This is a genomic window from Streptomyces chengmaiensis, assembly GCF_029846775.1.
Classification (GTDB): domain Bacteria; phylum Actinomycetota; class Actinomycetes; order Streptomycetales; family Streptomycetaceae; genus Streptomyces; species Streptomyces chengmaiensis.
The window spans coordinates 47,541-63,391 of sequence record NZ_JARWBG010000032.1 but is presented as its reverse complement, the minus strand read 5'-3'; the positions used below and the strand labels follow the sequence as shown (position 1 = coordinate 63,391).

The 15,851-nt window shown below is 72.0% G+C and carries 15 protein-coding genes; 7 read left to right on the top strand and 8 right to left on the bottom strand.

From position 1 onward, the window contains the following. Nucleotides 1-24 precede the first annotated feature (24 nt). Nucleotides 25-1,008, top strand: coding sequence for a glycosyltransferase family 2 protein (locus QCN29_RS24315; protein ID WP_279930776.1), 984 nt, complete (start codon nt 25-27; stop codon nt 1,006-1,008). Further along, a complete protein-coding gene (locus QCN29_RS24310) occupies nt 1,008-2,396 on the top strand; it encodes an alpha-2,8-polysialyltransferase family protein (protein ID WP_398859844.1) in 1,389 nt (462 codons plus the stop codon). Before QCN29_RS24315 ends, QCN29_RS24310 begins: the two co-directional genes overlap by 1 nt. Before the next feature lie 29 nt (nt 2,397-2,425). Here QCN29_RS24310 and QCN29_RS24305 read toward each other — a convergent pair whose 3' ends face one another. Next, nucleotides 2,426-3,001, bottom strand: coding sequence for a hypothetical protein (locus tag QCN29_RS24305; protein ID WP_279930773.1), 576 nt, complete (start codon nt 2,999-3,001; stop codon nt 2,426-2,428). Nucleotides 3,002-3,318: 317 nt separating this feature from the next. Continuing rightward, nucleotides 3,319-3,951: a TetR/AcrR family transcriptional regulator C-terminal domain-containing protein gene (locus QCN29_RS24300; protein WP_279930772.1), complete on the bottom strand. Its 633-nt coding sequence runs from the start codon at nt 3,949-3,951 to the stop codon at nt 3,319-3,321. A gap of 38 nt (nt 3,952-3,989) precedes the next feature. Between QCN29_RS24300 and QCN29_RS24295 the strand changes: the two genes are divergently transcribed. Next, the gene (locus QCN29_RS24295; protein ID WP_279930771.1) at nt 3,990-5,396 is read left to right on the top strand and encodes an FAD-dependent monooxygenase; all 1,407 of its coding nucleotides are present in this window, start codon (nt 3,990-3,992) and stop codon (nt 5,394-5,396) included. 17 nt (nt 5,397-5,413) lie between these two features. On the opposite strand, the gene QCN29_RS24290 is transcribed toward QCN29_RS24295, so the two are convergent. Then, nucleotides 5,414-6,994 (bottom strand): acyl-CoA mutase large subunit family protein, encoded by a 1,581-nt coding sequence (locus QCN29_RS24290; protein WP_279930770.1) that lies wholly within the window; start codon nt 6,992-6,994, stop codon nt 5,414-5,416. A 123-nt stretch (nt 6,995-7,117) separates the two neighbouring features. Here QCN29_RS24290 and QCN29_RS24285 point away from each other — a divergent pair, with 123 nt between their 5' ends. Beyond that, entirely contained in the window at nt 7,118-8,074 is a 957-nt protein-coding gene (locus QCN29_RS24285; RefSeq protein ID WP_279930769.1) for a L,D-transpeptidase family protein, read from the top strand. A gap of 213 nt (nt 8,075-8,287) precedes the next feature. On the opposite strand, the gene QCN29_RS24280 is transcribed toward QCN29_RS24285, so the two are convergent. From QCN29_RS24280 to QCN29_RS24260, 5 genes are all read right to left on the bottom strand, one after another. Beyond that, nucleotides 8,288-9,442: a hypothetical protein gene (locus QCN29_RS24280; protein ID WP_279930768.1), complete on the bottom strand. Its 1,155-nt coding sequence runs from the start codon at nt 9,440-9,442 to the stop codon at nt 8,288-8,290. Next, nucleotides 9,442-10,131: an RNA polymerase sigma factor gene (locus QCN29_RS24275; protein ID WP_240138717.1), complete on the bottom strand. Its 690-nt coding sequence runs from the start codon at nt 10,129-10,131 to the stop codon at nt 9,442-9,444. The genes QCN29_RS24280 and QCN29_RS24275 overlap by 1 nt, the downstream gene beginning before the upstream one ends. A 455-nt stretch (nt 10,132-10,586) precedes the next feature. Then, complete coding sequence (locus QCN29_RS24270) at nt 10,587-11,174, bottom strand: hypothetical protein (RefSeq protein ID WP_279930766.1); 588 nt, start codon at nt 11,172-11,174, stop codon at nt 10,587-10,589. A 193-nt stretch (nt 11,175-11,367) separates the two neighbouring features. Then, nucleotides 11,368-12,183: a DUF4328 domain-containing protein gene (locus tag QCN29_RS24265; RefSeq protein WP_279930765.1), complete on the bottom strand. Its 816-nt coding sequence runs from the start codon at nt 12,181-12,183 to the stop codon at nt 11,368-11,370. Nucleotides 12,184-12,288: 105 nt separating this feature from the next. Then, nucleotides 12,289-13,965, bottom strand: a complete 1,677-nt coding sequence (locus QCN29_RS24260; RefSeq protein WP_398859851.1) for a family 20 glycosylhydrolase — start codon at nt 13,963-13,965, stop codon at nt 12,289-12,291. Nucleotides 13,966-14,408: 443 nt separating this feature from the next. Between QCN29_RS24260 and QCN29_RS24255 the strand changes: the two genes are divergently transcribed. The 3 genes from QCN29_RS24255 to QCN29_RS24245 all read left to right on the top strand — a co-directional run bounded on the left by QCN29_RS24255 (nt 14,409) and on the right by QCN29_RS24245 (nt 15,850). Continuing rightward, on the top strand, nt 14,409-14,858 hold the full coding sequence (locus tag QCN29_RS24255) for a 2-oxo-4-hydroxy-4-carboxy-5-ureidoimidazoline decarboxylase (RefSeq protein ID WP_398859839.1): 450 nt from the start codon (nt 14,409-14,411) through the stop codon (nt 14,856-14,858). A gap of 147 nt (nt 14,859-15,005) precedes the next feature. Further along, nucleotides 15,006-15,386, top strand: a complete 381-nt coding sequence (gene sdhC / locus QCN29_RS24250; RefSeq protein WP_267243032.1) for a succinate dehydrogenase, cytochrome b556 subunit — start codon at nt 15,006-15,008, stop codon at nt 15,384-15,386. 8 nt (nt 15,387-15,394) lie between these two features. Then, entirely contained in the window at nt 15,395-15,850 is a 456-nt protein-coding gene (locus tag QCN29_RS24245; RefSeq protein ID WP_279930761.1) for a succinate dehydrogenase hydrophobic membrane anchor subunit, read from the top strand. The last annotated feature ends 1 nt before the right edge of the window (nt 15,851 follow it).

Below are 15,851 nucleotides of genomic sequence, written 5' to 3'. Positions count from 1 at the left end.
GGAGTGGGATCTAACCTCGCGCAGGTGGTTAAGCTCTCGGTCATCGTGCCGTTCTACAACGTGCAGACATTTGCTCCTGACACCCTCAAGAGCCTCCAGGCGAACGCTCGCGAGGACTTCGAGTTCCTGCTGGTCGACGACTGTTCGACGGATGGCACACCGGAGATGCTCAAGCGGGCGGAGCGCGAGGTTCCGGGGGCTCGGCTGATCAGACACGAGCAGAACGGCGGGCTGGCCACCGCGCGCAACACCGGCCTGGACGCGGCGAGCGGGGAGTACCTGACCTTCCTGGACGGCGACGACTGGCTGGCCCCCGGCCACTTCGCCCGGCTGCTGTCCGCCATGGAGGAGCTGGGCTGCGACTTCGTGCGCACCGACCATGTGCAGTGCACGGGCCGGAAGCGCACGGTCAACCGGGCGCCCGTCGGGCGGCGCGGGGAGGTGCTGCGCCCGCGGGACGTGATCCTTCCGGCCGACCGGTCGACAGGCGTCGACTATCCGTACGCCTGGGCGGGGATGTACCACCGGCGGCTGGCGGACCGCGGGCTGCTGCACTTCACACACGGGCTGCGCACCGCGGAGGACCGCCCGTGGATCTGGCGGCTGCACCGCGAGGCGGAGTCGTTCGCCGTCATCAGCCATCTGGGAATCTTCTACCGGCGCGGGGTCGCGTCTTCACTCACCCAGATCGGCGATATCCGGCAGCTCGATTTCATCCGGGCATTCGACCAGGTGATCGAAGAGACAGCCAAGGATCCGGAAGCGGACCGGCTGTTGCCGAAGGCGGTACGCACGTATTGTGCGGTCATTTCCCATCACCTGGGTTCGATTGAGAGGTTCGAGGCGCCCGTGGCGCGGAAATTGCGAGCGATGAGCGCGGCGGCGCTGCGGCGCATGCCGCAGGACGTGCTGAACGAAGCGCTGGACTCCATGGACCTGGATCGCGCGACGCGGCTGCGCCGCGTACGGCGTCGGCCGGCCGGCCTGTCTGCGGAGGCGGCGGTCTGATGCCCACGACACCCCGGACCACAGCAGCCCGGACCACGACAGTGCGGACCACGACAGTGCGGACCACGACAGTGCGGACCACGCAGATCTTCTTCGCCTCGTCGCTGTACGGCGCGGCGACGCTGGCCGCCGCGATCGACAGCGGGTGCTTCGCGCCGGCGGACCGGCGGATGCTGCTGGTCGCAAACAACGCGACGACTCCGGAGACCGCGCCGCCACTGGACCGGATGGACGGCTTCGAGCGGCTGCGCAGCCGCTTCGACGACGTGCGGTCCTGGAATGAGGCGATCGCGCCGTTCCACCCGGCGGGCTGGTCGCCGCGCCAGGACGACATCCCGATGTGGGAGCGGTATCTGCGGATGCTCTGGGACCTGGGGGACGACAGCGTCGAACTGGCGGTGGAATCCATCCAGGTGGTCCCGGCGCTCGCCGTCGCGCAGCTCTTCCCGGACGCCAAGCTGGATGTGTACGCGGACGGGCTGATGAGCTACGGCCCCACCCGGAACAAGATCGACCCTCTGGTGGGCGAAAGGGTGCGCAGGCTCTTCCACCTCGATCTGGTGCCGGGGCTGCGGCCGCTGCTGCTGGCGGAGTTCGGTGCGGAGCCGCGGCTGGTGCCGACGGAGGCGTTCGTGAAGACGATCGCGGAGCTGTCCGACGGGGCGCCGGCGGCCGCGGAGGAGGGCGAGGGACCGGCGCTGCTGCTCGGGCAGTACCTGGCGGCGCTGGGCATCCTCACTCCCGAGGAGGAAGAGGCCCTGCACCTGCGGATGGTGCGGGGCGCGGTGGCGCTGGGGCATCGGCGGATCGTGTTTAAGCCGCACCCGACGGCGCCGGCGTCCTGGACCCGGTCGCTGGAGCGCGAGGCCCGGCGGCTGGACGCGGATCTGACGGTCGACGACCGTCCGCTGCTGGCGGAGGTGCTGTACCGGCGGCTCAAGCCGTCGCTGGTGGTGGGCTGCTTCTCGACAGGGCTGCTGACGGCGGGCACGTTCTTCGGGATTCCCGTCGCGCGGGTGGGCACTGCTCCGCTGCTGGACCGGCTGACGCCGTATCAGAACAGCAACCGGGTGCCGCTGACGCTGGTCGACGCGCTGGTGCCGGATCTGGAGGCGGGCGAGACGGGCCCTGTGAAGGAGGCGGACGAAGCGGTGACGGGGCTGGTGAGCGCGGTGGGGTACGCGATGCAGCCGCAGATCCGGCCGGATCTGCGGGGCCCCGCGGAGACATATCTGGCGGGCAGCCTGAACGTCTCGACGCAGCGGTACTTCAAGCGCCGCCGGCTGACGGTGCTGGGGCTCCCGGGAGGTCTCCCGGTACCCCGCCACGCGGCCCTGCGCCGGGTGGCCCGCCAGGCCCGCCGTCTGAAGCGCAGGGCGCTGCGCTGAGATCCGCCGGCCCCGGGGCGCGCGCCGATCTAGCCCAGAGGTTGGTCCGGGGCGAGCACCTCGGCCAGTCGCCGGGCGACGGTCGACGCCGTGTTCCCCGTCGGGGAGTCCGCACCGACGGTCGTGGCGACGGCGATGGCGATGCCCCGCGACGGCAGATGCGACTGCTGCGCCGCGAAGCCGTTGAACAAGGGATTCTGCACGACCCAGGAGTTCAGGATCACGTTGCCCAGCCCGTAGTGCCGTTCCTCCGTCTGCGCCCGGCAGACGGTCTCCGGGCAGCGGTCGGTCGGCCCGCCGAGGCCCACGGCGCCGGGGTCGAGCATCGTCCGGTACGAGGCCGGTGACAGGCCCGTCATCGAGTGCCCCAGGGCCGCGGTCACGACCTCCTCGCCGCGGATGGCGACGCAGAACAGCGCGGAGTTGAGGTCGAGCTCCCGCTTGACCTCCCTGGCGAGGCCCACCAGCCATTCGCCACGGCCGTCCCGGTCGGTGGCGGCGCAGCCGGTGTGGGCGGAGGCGGGAGAGGGAGCGAACGGGGAGGCGGGGGTGACGCCCGCCAACAGCAGTGCCGCCACGACCACGGACGGGGAGAGTCTGCGCATGAGGGGACCATCGCCCCGCCGTCAGCCGCGTCGGCGGGGCCGCCGGTCGTGTCGCCGCTCCGTCACCCGATGTGGCCCGGACCGCTAGCCGGTATGGCGGCACACGGGCCGAAACGGGCGCGGCGGCCCATGGGGGCGCGGGAAACCGCGCGACCGGCCGCGACGAACCCGCGGGCACGCGACCGGCCCCGGCGCCGCCCCCGGGGCGCTCGGCCACACGTATGCGAGGCTCCCGCCGAAACCCCGCCCGCGCGGAGCGCCGGCGCAACGGGAATGTGATGGAGCCCCACATCTCCCCGAGGTGAGGAAAGGAGCCGCTAGCGGGGGGCCATGGTGTGGGCGATACCCGTGAGCACCGCGTCGAGACCCGTCTCGAAGCCCCTGTCGTGGGCTCGGAAGAGCTCCTCCCCTGCTGCCGCGGCGAGCGGATGGTCCGCCAGGCGTTCCGCCCGGGCCGCAAGGTCGGGCCCCTCCCCCGCGGCCTGTTCCTCGATCACGTGACCGATCGTGTAGCTGTACGCGGTGAGCCAGGCGCGGGCCGCCCCCGCCGGGGTGAAGCCCGCGTCTGCCAGAACGCGGAGATGGGCCTCCATCGGCGGCGCGTAGCTCAGGTCCGTGAAGTGGGTGCCGCTGTAGACCTTCGCGCCGTCCCGGTAGCGCAGCAGATGGGCGCGGAGCAGCCGCATCGCCCGCGCCAGGTGTTCTGGCCAGTCCGCCGCCGCGGGGCCGACGGCCGCCTCGGCCGTCATACGGCGCAGCATCTCCGTGGCCATTTCGTCGAGGAGCGCCTGCTTGTCCTTGAAGTGCCAGTACAGCGCGGGGGCCTTGACGTCGAGTTCCTTGGCGATGGCGCGCAGGGTCAGCCCGTCGAGGCCGACGTCGTTGAGCAGGCGGAGCGCGGTGTCGGCGACCCTGGCGCGGTCGAGGCGTTCGGTTCGTTGTCTGGGCACCTTGACAATTTAACAGCGTTAAGCACACCCTCGGGAACATGGAACTTAACAACGTTAAGGAAGCGGGTGTGCTCATCGTCGGCGCCGGGCCCACCGGGCTCGCCCTCGCCTGCGACCTTGCGCGCCGCGGTGTGCCCACGACGGTCGTCGAGCAGGCGGACGGGCTCTTCCCCGGCTCCCGGGGCAAGGGCGTCCAGCCGCGGACGATGGAGGTCTTCGACGACCTCGGGATCATCGACGCCGTACGGGAGCACGGCGGCCCCGCCCCCACCGGCATGGTCTGGCGGGACGGGCGGCCGCACCACGAGCACGCCATCTTCGACGCGTCCGCGCCGCCCTCGGAGGCGGAGCCCTACGCCGGACCGTGGCTGCTGCCGCAGTGGCGCACCCAGGAGATACTCCACGCCCGGCTGGAACAGCTCGGCGGCCGCGTCGTCTTCGGCGCCGCGCTGACCGGCCTCGCCCAGGACGCGGACGGGATACGGGCCGAGCTGTCCGACGGACGCACGGCGACGGCGCGGTACGCGGTCGCCGCGGACGGCGGACGCTCGACCGTCCGCGGGCTGCTCGGCGTCGGGATGACCGGCGAGAGCGTCGCCCCCGAGCCGATGCTCGTCGCGGACGTCCGCATCCCCTCGCTGGGACGCGACCACTGGCATCTGTTCCCGTCGCTCGCGCTGTGCCCGCTGCCCGGCACGGACGAGTTCCAGCTCGTCGCCCGGTACGACACCGCACAGGACGCCCCGGACACCTCGCCGAACGGGGTGCGCGCCGTGCTCGCGGCCCGCACGCACCTCTCGCCGAACCAACTCGCCGAGGTGCGCTGGGCCTCGGACTTCCGGCCGCGCGCGGCACTGGCGGACCGGTTCCGCGACGGCCGGGTCTTCCTCGCGGGGGACGCCGCGCACATCCACTCCCCGGCGGGCGGGCAGGGCCTCAACACCAGCGTCCAGGACGCGTACAACCTGGGCTGGAAGCTGGGCCAGGTACTGCGGCACGGCGCACCAAAAGCCCTGCTGGACACCTATGAACAGGAACGGCGGCCCGTCGCCGCGCAGATGCTGGACCTGTCCACACGCGTCCACCGCGGGGAGCAGCGCCGCGGCCGGGCCACCCGGCAGCTCGGCCTCGGCTACCGCGGCGGTCCGCTGGCCTCGGGCGCGGCGGGCGCGCTGCGGGCGGGCGATCGCGCCCCGGACGGCCGCGCGCCCGGCGGCCGCCGCCTCTTCGACCTCTTCCGCGGCCCGCACTTCACCCTGCTGGCGGCAGGCAGGGCCATCCCGCCCGGGCCGGACCTGCCGGGGAGCGTCCACGCCCACCGGGTGCCGGAGTCGCAGGCGTACGGAGAAGGCCTCTTCCTCGTCCGCCCGGACGGCTACATCGGCTGGGCGGGCGACGACCCCGCAGGGCTGGACGCCTTTCTGACCCGTGTCATGCGGATCTGAAGGCGGCCGGGCGACCGTTAGAACACCTCGCTCGGCTCATACGCGCCCCACACCTCCCGCAGCGCGCCGCACACCTCCCCCACCGTGGCGCGCGCGGCCAGGGCCTGCTTCATCGGGTAGAGGACGTTGGCGTCGCCGCGGGCCGCCGTGCGCAGGGCCGCGAGGGCCGCGTCGACGGCCTCCTGGTCGCGGGCGGCGCGGAGGCGCGCAAGGCGGGCGGACTGCTGGGCCTCGATCTCGGGGTCCACACGCAGGGGTTCGTACGGCTCCTCCTCGGCGAGGGCGAAGCGGTTGACGCCCACGACGACGCGCCGGCCGCCGTCCGTCTCCTGGGCGATGCGGTAGGCGTTCCGCTCGATCTCGCCCTTCTGGAAGCCGTGCTCGATCGCGGCTACCGCGCCGCCCAGCTCCTCGACCTTCTCCATCAGCTCCAGCGCCGCCCGCTCCAGGTCGTCCGTCAGGCTCTCGACCGCGTACGAACCGGCGAAGGGGTCCACGGTCGCGGTCACATCCGTCTCGTGCGCCAGGACCTGCTGGGTGCGCAGGGCGAGACGGGCGGACTTGTCCGTCGGCAGGGCGATGGCCTCGTCGAAGGAGTTGGTGTGCAGGGACTGGGTGCCGCCGAGCACCGCGGCGAGGGCCTGGACCGCCACCCGGACCAGGTTCACCTCGGGCTGCTGTGCGGTCAGCTGCACCCCGGCGGTCTGGGTGTGGAAGCGCAGCATCAGCGACTTGGGGTCGCGCGCCCCGAACTCCTGGCGCATCAGCCGGGCCCAGATGCGCCGTGCCGCGCGGAACTTGGCGACCTCTTCCAGCAGCGTGGTGCGCGCCACGAAGAAGAAGGAGAGCCGGGGCGCGAAGTCGTCGACGTCCATGCACGCGGCGAGGGCGGTGCGGACGTACTCGACGCCGTCCGCGAGCGTGAACGCGATCTCCTGCGCGGGCGACGCCCCGGCCTCGGCCATGTGGTAGCCGGAGATCGAGATGGTGTTCCAGCGGGGGAGCTCGGCCCGGCAGTAGCGGAAGGTGTCGGCGACCAGCCGCAGGGACGGCTTGGGCGGGAAGATGTAGGTGCCGCGGGCGATGTACTCCTTGAGCACGTCGTTCTGGACGGTGCCCGTCAGCCTGCCCGCCGGCACGCCCTGTTCCTCCGCCACCAGCTGGTACAGCAGGAGCAGCACCGCGGCCGGGGCGTTGATGGTCATCGAGGTGGAGACCCGGTCCAGCGGGATGCCGTCGAAGAGCACCCGCATGTCCTCGACCGAGTCGACGGCCACGCCGACCTTGCCCACCTCGCCGTGCGCGATCGGCGCATCCGAGTCATGGCCCATCTGGGTGGGCAGGTCGAAGGCGACGGACAGTCCCGCGGTGCCGTGGGCGATCAGATCCCGGTAGCGGGCGTTGGACTCGGCGGCGGTGCCGAAGCCCGCGTACTGGCGCATGGTCCACGGCCGCCCGGTGTACATGGTCGGATAGACGCCACGGGTGAAGGGGTACGCGCCGGGCTCGCCCAACTGCCGCGCCGGGTCCCAGTCCCGCAGCGCCCCGGGGCCGTACACCGGTTCGATGGGCAGTCCCGATTCGGACTCGATGGCCATGTTCACGCCTCCCGCTCGCGGTCCGACGTCCGAGTGCGCCTTGTCTTCATCATGCGCGGGATTGCGCAACCGGGCAGACCGGGAAACGGTCTCTTGAAGCACAGGAGACTCTGGGGGGAAGCCATGCTTCGTTCATCATCCGCCATATGCACAAGATCCATTCGGGGAGCGGCCGCCGCTGCCGTCGCGCTCGCGGTGACCGCGGGCTGTACGGCTCAGGCGGTGGACCGGGGGGCGGGGGCCGGGAAGCCGGGGGACGTCTCACCCGGCGGGTTGTCCACGGGCCCCGTCGCCGCAGAGCCGGAGACGACCCCGTCCTCGCCCTCCGCCTCCGCGACTCGATCGCCCTCGGCTTCGCCTTCGCCTTCGGGGGAGCCCGGCAAGAGCCCGTCCACGAGCCCGTCCGAGAGCCCCGTCCCGGAGAAGTCGAGCGCCTCGCCCGCGCCGGAGATCCTGATGCGGCAGGGCGCCAAAGGGGACCGGGTGCGGGAGCTCCAGGCGCGGCTGGCGCAGATCGGCTGGTTCGACGACGCGCCGACGGGCTTCTACGGACCGGTGACGGCCACGGCCGTCAAGGGCTTCCAGACCAAGCGCGGCCTTCCGGCCACCGGCGCGACCGACGCCGTGACCTGGCAGCGGCTGCTGGGGATGACGACGAAGCCCACGCGGGACGAACTGCTCGGCAAGGCGGTGCGCAAGCCGGCCGGGAAGCCGGACCCGCGCTGTATGAAGGGGCGGGTGCTGTGCATCAGCAAGACCACCCGCACGCTCTCCTGGATGAACGACGGCAGGGTGCTGTCGACGATGGACGTCCGCTTCGGCTCCCAGTACACCCCGACCCGAGAGGGCGTGTTCGATGTGTACTGGAAGTCCCGCGACCATGTGTCGACGCTCTACGACACCCCCATGCCGTACGCGATGTTCTTCAGCGGCGGCCAGGCCGTGCACTACTCGGCGGACTTCGCTGCCCGCGGCTACAACGGCGCGTCCCACGGCTGTGTCAACGTCCGGGACAAGGGGAAGATCGCCGCGCTCTTCGACCAGGTGCGCAACGGCGACAAGGTCGTCATCTACTGGTGATGGTGAGCGGCCGAGCGCGGCGACAGCTGCGACGGCTGGGAAAGGGGCGCGGGCGGGACCGGGGGAACGTGTCCCGCCCGCGCCAGTGCGCTGAGCCGTAGGTACGGGGGGAACCCCGGCTCATGCGCCGCCGATGACCAGTCGGCTCACTCTTAACTGCGCCAGGGGGCCAAAAAACGTCACACCATCAGCGGACTTTTTTGAAAGTGCAGGTCAGAGGGGGTTCGCAGTGGTCTGCAGTTCGGCTGCCCGCTGGATGCGCGAGGTGTCCCCGTCCGCCGGGGCCACACCCCACGTGGTGAACGAGGCGCCGCTCGCATCGCCCTTCCCGTCCTGCCGTCCGCCGTCGCTCTGACGGCCGTTGCCGTCGCCGTCCCGGTCGCTGTCGGCGTCGCCGTTGCCGTTGCCGTCGGCGTCGGCGTCGGCGTTGCTTTCGCCTCCGCCGTCGCCGTTCAGCAGCCGGTCGCAGAACCGCTTCACCCGCTCCGGCCCCCTGGCATCGGCCTCCAGCCGCCGCCGGGCCTCGGGGGCGAGTGTGCCCTGGCGGAAGTCCTTGCAGGCCGCGAGGGACTTCCGACGCCACTCGCTCATGCCTTCGCCGTCCTTCCGCTGCTCCGGCGAGCCGGGAGCGGCGGTCCCTCCGGGCTCCGGCTCGCCGCCCCCGTCCGTGCCCCCGTCCGTGCCGCCGTCCTCTGCGTCCGGGCTGCGGCCCGTGCCCGAGGTCGCGGCCGGCAGCCCCGGCGGAGCGGTGGGCAGCAGGGGGTTCGGGGTCGGTCCGTCCGTGCCGCCGGGCGACGACGGCGGCTGGGTGCCCAGCGGCTGCGGTCCGGAGGTCGGCGAGGAAACGGCCGGGGGCATGGGGTCGCCGCTGCGGAAGGGGGTGGGCAGCACGCCGGCGCCGGCCGCCACGGCCACCCCGCCCAGCGCACAGCCGGCGACGGCCGCGGCCACGGCAAGGCGCACCGGGCGCCGGAAGACGGAACCGTGCCGGGGCCGGTCCGCCCCGGAGGACGGCGTCCTGGACGACCGGGCCCCCCGCGCACCGCGCCCCATCCGTACGGCATCGAGGCTGCCCCGGCCGAAGCGGCCCGGGACACCGGAGGCGTCCGACGCGGGCGAGGCGGGCGAGAGTTGCGCGGAGGGGTCCGCGGCCTCGGCCCGCGCCTTGCGGAAAGCCGCCAGCGCGGCCGCCTCACCCGGCAGTTCGTCATCGTCTTCATGCAGGTCGCAGCGGGCGATGCCGTGCAGCAACGTTGTCAGACGGGCAGCCTGGTCACGGGCGTGTTCATCGGGGGCCTCGACCGGTTCGCCGCGCAGCAGGCGCTCCGCCGCGCTCTTGTCAAGCCACTCGTACCGCTCGTCGGCCATCACATGTCCCTCTGCGTCCGCAGGCGTGATTGCGTCACACCGGCGGGTGCCGCCGCGCCCGGTCGGGGCACGCGCTGCGGCGGTACGGCGTCGAGATCCGCGCCGTGGTGGTGGGCGGAGCCCGCGCCCGTGCTTACCTGGTCGGCGCCGATCAGTTCGGCGAGCCGTTTGAGGCCGCGGTGCGCCGCGGTGCGCACGGCCCCGGGCCGCTTGCCCAGCGTCTGGGCGGCGCTCTTCGCATCGAGGCCGACCACGACACGGAGGACGACGGCCTCCGCCTGGTCCTGCGGCAGCTGGGCGATCAGTGCCAGGGTGCTGCCGGTGGCGAGCGCCTCCATGGCCTCGTCCGCGGTGTCCGACTCGGCGGGCTTGCCGGTCAGCTCGGCCTCGTCACCGCCGACCGCGGGCCGCCGTCCGCGCATCCGGATGTGGTCGAGGGCGCGGTTGCGGGCGATGCGGGCCGCCCAGCCGCGGAAGCGGTCGGCGTCACCGCTGAAGCGGTCGAGGTCACGGGCGATCTGCAGCCACGCCTCGGACGCCACGTCCTCCGCGTCGGCCTCGCCGACCAGTGTGCGGACGTACCCCAGCAGCCGCGGATGCACGGCCCGGTACACCGTACGGAAGGCAGTCTCGTCGCCGTCCTGTGCGGCGAGCACAGCGGCGGTCAGCTCCGCGTCGTCCCCCAGCACTACCTCTACCTGTCCTGAAACCTACAGCTGGTCACCACTGCCGCGCTGCTGCGCCGTCTGCGCGGTTCAGCACGCTACGTCCTGTCTGGCGGTCACGTCCATGCCTTGTACAAATCGCAACAACCGGCTGACCTGAGCCCGGGTGTGACACAAAACGCACTCCCGGCGCTGAGAGAGATGCGGGGCGGCACTGCGGCCCCGCCGAAAGACGGCCGGGGCCTCTCCTGTGGGGGGTGGCGGCCCCGGTCGTCCTTCGCCTCCCTCTCGGGCGTCGGCAGGATACGCGCCGGCGCTTCGGACGCCCACGCCGGGCGGCGGCGTCAGACACCCTTGCAGGCGGGATGGAGTCGGCCGTGCCGGGCACGGCCGCAGACTCGCGTGCCGGGCACGGCCGCGGACTCGACCGTGTTGAAGCGGAACGCACAGGTGTGGTGCACCGACCCACGGGGGGCGCCTCAGTCCCGGACGCGGGCCCTGCGGGACGCCGCGGCGGTGAGGACGCGGCGTCCTTCGGCGGACAGGTCCAGGACCCGGCGCAGGGCGCCTGTGCCCGGGGTGCGCTCCAGAGTCTCCAGAATCTGCTGCTGTCGGCGGAGTTCGCCCAGAACGAGCGGGCCGAGACCGTCCGCCCCGGCTCCCTCCGCCGAGGTGCGGCAGCCGGCGAGCCAGTCGGCGTCCGCGGCCGGGTCGACGCCGTCGAGTCCGCGGTGGATCCGGAGCGCGTCGGCCGAACAGCCGTCGGCCCACTCCCGCAGCGGCTCGGCCGCCCAGGCGGCGGGCGCGGCGCCCAGCATCCGCCGTACGCTCACCGCCTCGTCGTCCCGAGCGTCGACGCCGTCAAGCGCCGCACGGACCTCGGCGAGGCGTGCGTCCCACGTCTCCTCGCCTTCCGCGACACCCGCCCACAGCGGACGCAGCGGCTCACCGCCCTCGTCGTCGAGCGCGAGCAGCGGCAGACAGCGGTCGAGGCAGGCGAGCCCGCTTGCCGCCAACCCTCGCTCATCCGCCTGTGCGATCAGTTCCGTCAGGCTCTTCGAGGCCATGGGGACGCCTTCCATCGCGGACGCGGTTGTTCCTCTTCCTGGGCCTTACTGCGCCAAGTGGCTTGATTACGTCACACGCACATACTTTCGCCACACTTCTGTTACATGCTGCTCGCGCGAACTCGGTCCGCTCAGCGCCCGGTTGAGGCGCACGGCAGCAGAGCCGGGGTGAGCCCACACTCCCCCGGCGGGCTCACACCATGGCCGGATCATTCGCCGAGCGGGGGCCGCGGAGCGCCTTGGCGTGCTGCATGGCGGTGAGCCTGCGGACGAAGAGGACGGCGAGCACGGCGGCGACGATGTCGAGCAGACAGCTCACCGCGGCCAGCCCCGCCGCGTGCCGGATCTCCTCCGCGGTCTCGGCCCGGTCGTAGATGCGGCTTGCGTACCGCCCGAAGACAAGCGTGACGACCCACGCCGTCCACCAGAGGTTCAGCGACGTGTGCGGCTGAGAGTGATCGGGGGCATGGGCGTCGGGCCGGCTCGCCCTCCAAGTCTCGACGGCGATTCCGCGTGGCAGCCAGAGATTGGCGATGGGGATGAACCACGCGCCGATCGCCCAGCCCGGGCCCCGGGTCATCAGGCCGGGCGCGAAGACGCCCGCGTTCTTGCGCACGCGGAAGAACCAGATGATGAACAGCACCGTGGCCGCCAGGGTGGCCAGCACCTGGAAGAGGGAAGTGCCCACCATCATCAGATCCGCCAGCTCGGCTTCCTGTTCACTGATGGCGGAGGCTTCTCCGTCCGTCATGGCGACGGCCAGCCGCCGCAGATTGACGGAGGCCAGCAGCGCGCAGACGTCCGCGGCGATGACGGCCCACAGCAGCGCTGCCGCCGCACGCGACAGCCCGATCGGCGAGCGCAGCCCCGCCCACGTCGGCGCGGGCGGCTGCGGCGGCGATACGGGAGCGGCGGGCGCGCATGCGGCGCAGCGTCCGCCCTCCTTCGTCGCCGCATCAGTCGCACTGGCGGCACTGGCTGTATTCGACTGGCATTCGGGGCAGGGCATGCCGGACAGACCCCCAGGTGGAGATTTGGTGAAGACCCGCGGACTCTACGTGGACACGACAGTGATCGTCCATCCAGTTCTGATAACGAATCCGCAGCTCAGCCGCTACCCCGCCAGCTTCTGCGCGAGTGCGCGGAATTCGTTCCAGTCCCGCTCCGGGGTGCGGGGATCCCAGACCTTCTGGGCCGTGGCCGCCAGGGGCAGCCCGATGGCGCGGGCGATCTGGTCCTGGGTCTGGGAGTTCGACAGATCGCACCAGATCGCGAACCGGCCGCCCAGTATCTGGTCCGAGTACTCCTTCGGCACCGCCTCCGAGCCGCGCAGGACCAGCGGGTTCCACTCCTCGTAGATCCGCTTGCCGGTCGGATAGGTGAAGTCGTTGGGCTCGCCCAGCACGTAGTAGAGGTACTCGTCGTTGACGTTGACCACCTTGCGGCCCTCGCGGAGGTACTCCACCGGCTGGCGCGCGCCGTACTCCTTGCCCGTCCAGTACTCGACCTCGACGCCCTTGTCGCCGGTGACCGCGCCATTGCGGAAGAAGCCGTCGTTCCACGCCTTGGGCTGCTTGCCGGCCTCGCGGACGACGGCGGCGCGGTCGTTCAGCCAGCCGGTCGCCAGGTCCTTCACCTTCGCGCCGGAGCCGTACCGCTGCTGGGCGGCCTGAGCGAGCTGCGGGTAGGACGCCTGGGGGTTGCCGACCGTCAGCGCCTGGTACTCGTCCGCGCCGATGTGGAAGTACCTGCCCGGGAACAACTCCGCGTACTCGCGCAGCAGGTCGTCCACGATCCGCGCCGACTCCGGCTTCGAGATGTCGATCGCCCCCTGCCGCGGCGTGCCGGCCGCGCTGCGCAGTTGGAGCGAGGGATGCGCCCTGAGTACGGCGCCCAGGTGGCCGGGGGAGTCGATCTCCGGGATGACGGTTATGTGCAGGGATTCGGCCAGCGCCAGGATGCGGCGGACCTCGTCCTTGGTCAGATGCTGTGCGGAGACGACCTCCGGGTGGGAGTCGGAGGCGATGCGGAAGCCCTGGTCGTCGGAGAAGTGCAGTCCGAGCTGGTTGAGCTTGAGATCGGCCATCTCGCGCAGCCGGTCCTCGATCCAGCCTGCGGTGAAGTGCTTGCGGGCGATGTCGACCATCAGTCCGCGCTGCGGCCGGTCGGGCCGGTCCCGCACGGTGCCCTCCGGCATGACGCCGCCGCTGCGCACGGCCTGCTTCAGCGTGCGGGTGCCGTAGAAGACGCCGGCCTCGTCCTGGCCGGTGACGGTGACCTTCCCGTCGCGGCTCACCAGGGTGTACGACTCCGGGCCCGCTCCCTTGTCCGCGCCGGAGGCGAGCGCCAGCTGCACATCGCCGGGCCCGGCGGCCGCGGCGCCCCGGTAAGCGATCTTGAGTTCGCCGGCTATCAGCCGTGCCTCGTCGCCGAGCGCCGCCTCACTGCCCGGGGCGACGACGACGGCGCTGTCCGCGGTCCGGCTCCAGCCGGGGCCGCGGGCGGGCTCGTGCTCGCGCACCGCGGGTATGACGTCGGGGGCGGAGGACAGGGGGTACGAGGACGAGTCGGCGGCAGGGGACGGAGAGGCTGCGGGGCTGTCCGGCGCCGCGGGGAGGGCCTTGCCGTCGTCGTCGGCCCGGCCGGCGGCTCCGACCGCCGCGCCGTCGCCGTCCGCGCCCTGTCCGGAACAGCCGGTCAGCACCAGCGCGCCGGCGGTGACCGCCGCGGCGGCCGCACCCGCCGCACGGGCCCCGCGCCGCGCGTGCCGCGCCGTCCGCGGAGCGGGCAGAGCCCGGGAGCCCTCGGCGTCCCGTGTGCCCGAGGAGCCGGGGGACCGCTCAACCTGCGAACGGCCCGCATCCCGCGCGCCCAGCGCGTCCCGCGACCGCCACGAGTGCCATATCACTCGACGTACCTCCACAACCTGCCCAAATCCGCCAAACCGATGAAGCCCCCCTCCATCGTCCACGACACAACACGAAACTCTCCCATCCGGGTGAAAATCGTGCATCCGTCGGACAGCTCGCGTTACGCCTGGATAACGTTGCGAACCGCTCCCCCGCCGCCTCCCTCTTCTCTGTCGACCCGCCGCCCCTCCCTTTCTTCGAGGAGCCCCCGCTGTACAGCGAAGCCCACGAAGGCCCCCCGAAGCGACCGCCGACCATACCGGGCCGGCGCTGCGCAGAGGCCGGCCTGCGGCTTTTCAACGCCGCCGCCGAGGAGACCGAGGAGTTGCTCCTCTACTGCTGCGGAAGTCTGCGCTGGGCGCGGCGCGTGGCGGCGCACCGGCCCTACCCCGATCTGGACGCCCTGCTCGCCGCCGCCGACGAGGCGAGCTATGACCTGTCACCCGCCGACGTGGCCGATGCCCTGGCCTGCGAGTCCTCCGCCGGGCTGCACCCGGGCGCGCCGCCCGCCGCCCACACCGCGCTGGCCGCCGCCCACGCCGCGTACGAGAGCAGATTTGGCCACGCCTTCGTGATCTGCCTGGACGGGCATGCCCCCGACGAGCATCTGAACCTGCTGCTCACAGGCATCCGCCGGCGGCTGGCCAACGACCCGGACACGGAGCGCGCCGAGGCCGCCGAGGAGCTGCGCGGGCTCGCCCGCTGCCGGCTGGCGTACGAGCTGACCCACCCCGAGCCGACCGCGCCCGCCGATAGCCCGTCCGTGGCAGTTTGATTGCCTGTTTGATCACACCTACGGACCCCGAGCGAGCGAACCGACAAGTCGTCGCTACGATGGCCAGGGCCGGTGGACCGTACCCGGCCGGGCCCGACCGACATCCGAAGCCGGCAGGCCCCAATCCCGCTCCCGGAGGGTTCATCCGTGCCGGCTGGAACGCTGTACCGCGGCCGGGAAGGAATGTGGTCCTGGGTGGCTCACCGAGTCACCGGCGTCCTCATTTTCTTCTTCCTGTTCGTCCATGTGCTCGACACCGCTCTCGTCCGCGTCTCCCCCGAGGCCTACGACCGGGTCGTCGCCACGTACAAGACGCCGATCGTCGCACTGCTCGAATACGGCCTGGTGGCCGCGATTCTCTTCCACGCGCTGAACGGCCTGCGAGTCATCGCCGTGGACTTCTGGTCCAAGGGCCCGCGCTACCAGAAGCAGATGCTGTGGACCGTGATGGGCATCTGGCTCGTCCTGATGGCGGGCGCCCTGTACCCCGTCCTCGGCCACGCCGCACGTGAAGTATTCGGGAGCTGAGGCCGCACATGTCTGCTGACACCCCTGAAGTGACCCTGTACGACGTGGGCAACCCCGCGCCCGTCATCGAGGCGCCGCGCAAGCGCACCGCCAAGACGCCGCGCTCCGCGCGCGGCAACTTCGAGATGGCCGCCTGGCTGTTCATGCGGCTGTCCGGCATCGTGCTGGTGGTCCTCGTCATCGGCCACCTGGTGATCCAGCTGGTGCTGGACGGCGGCGTGAGCAAGATCGGCTTCGCCTTTGTGGCCGGCCGCTGGGCGTCCCCGTTCTGGCAGGTCTGGGACCTGCTGATGCTGTGGCTGGCGATGCTGCACGGCGCGAACGGCCTCCGCACGGTCATCAACGACTACGCGGAGCGGCCGAACACCCGCCTGTGGCTCAAGGGCCTGCTGTACACCGCCACGGTGTTCACCATCCTTCTGGGCACGCTGGTGATCTTCACCTTCGACCCGAACATCCGCTAGG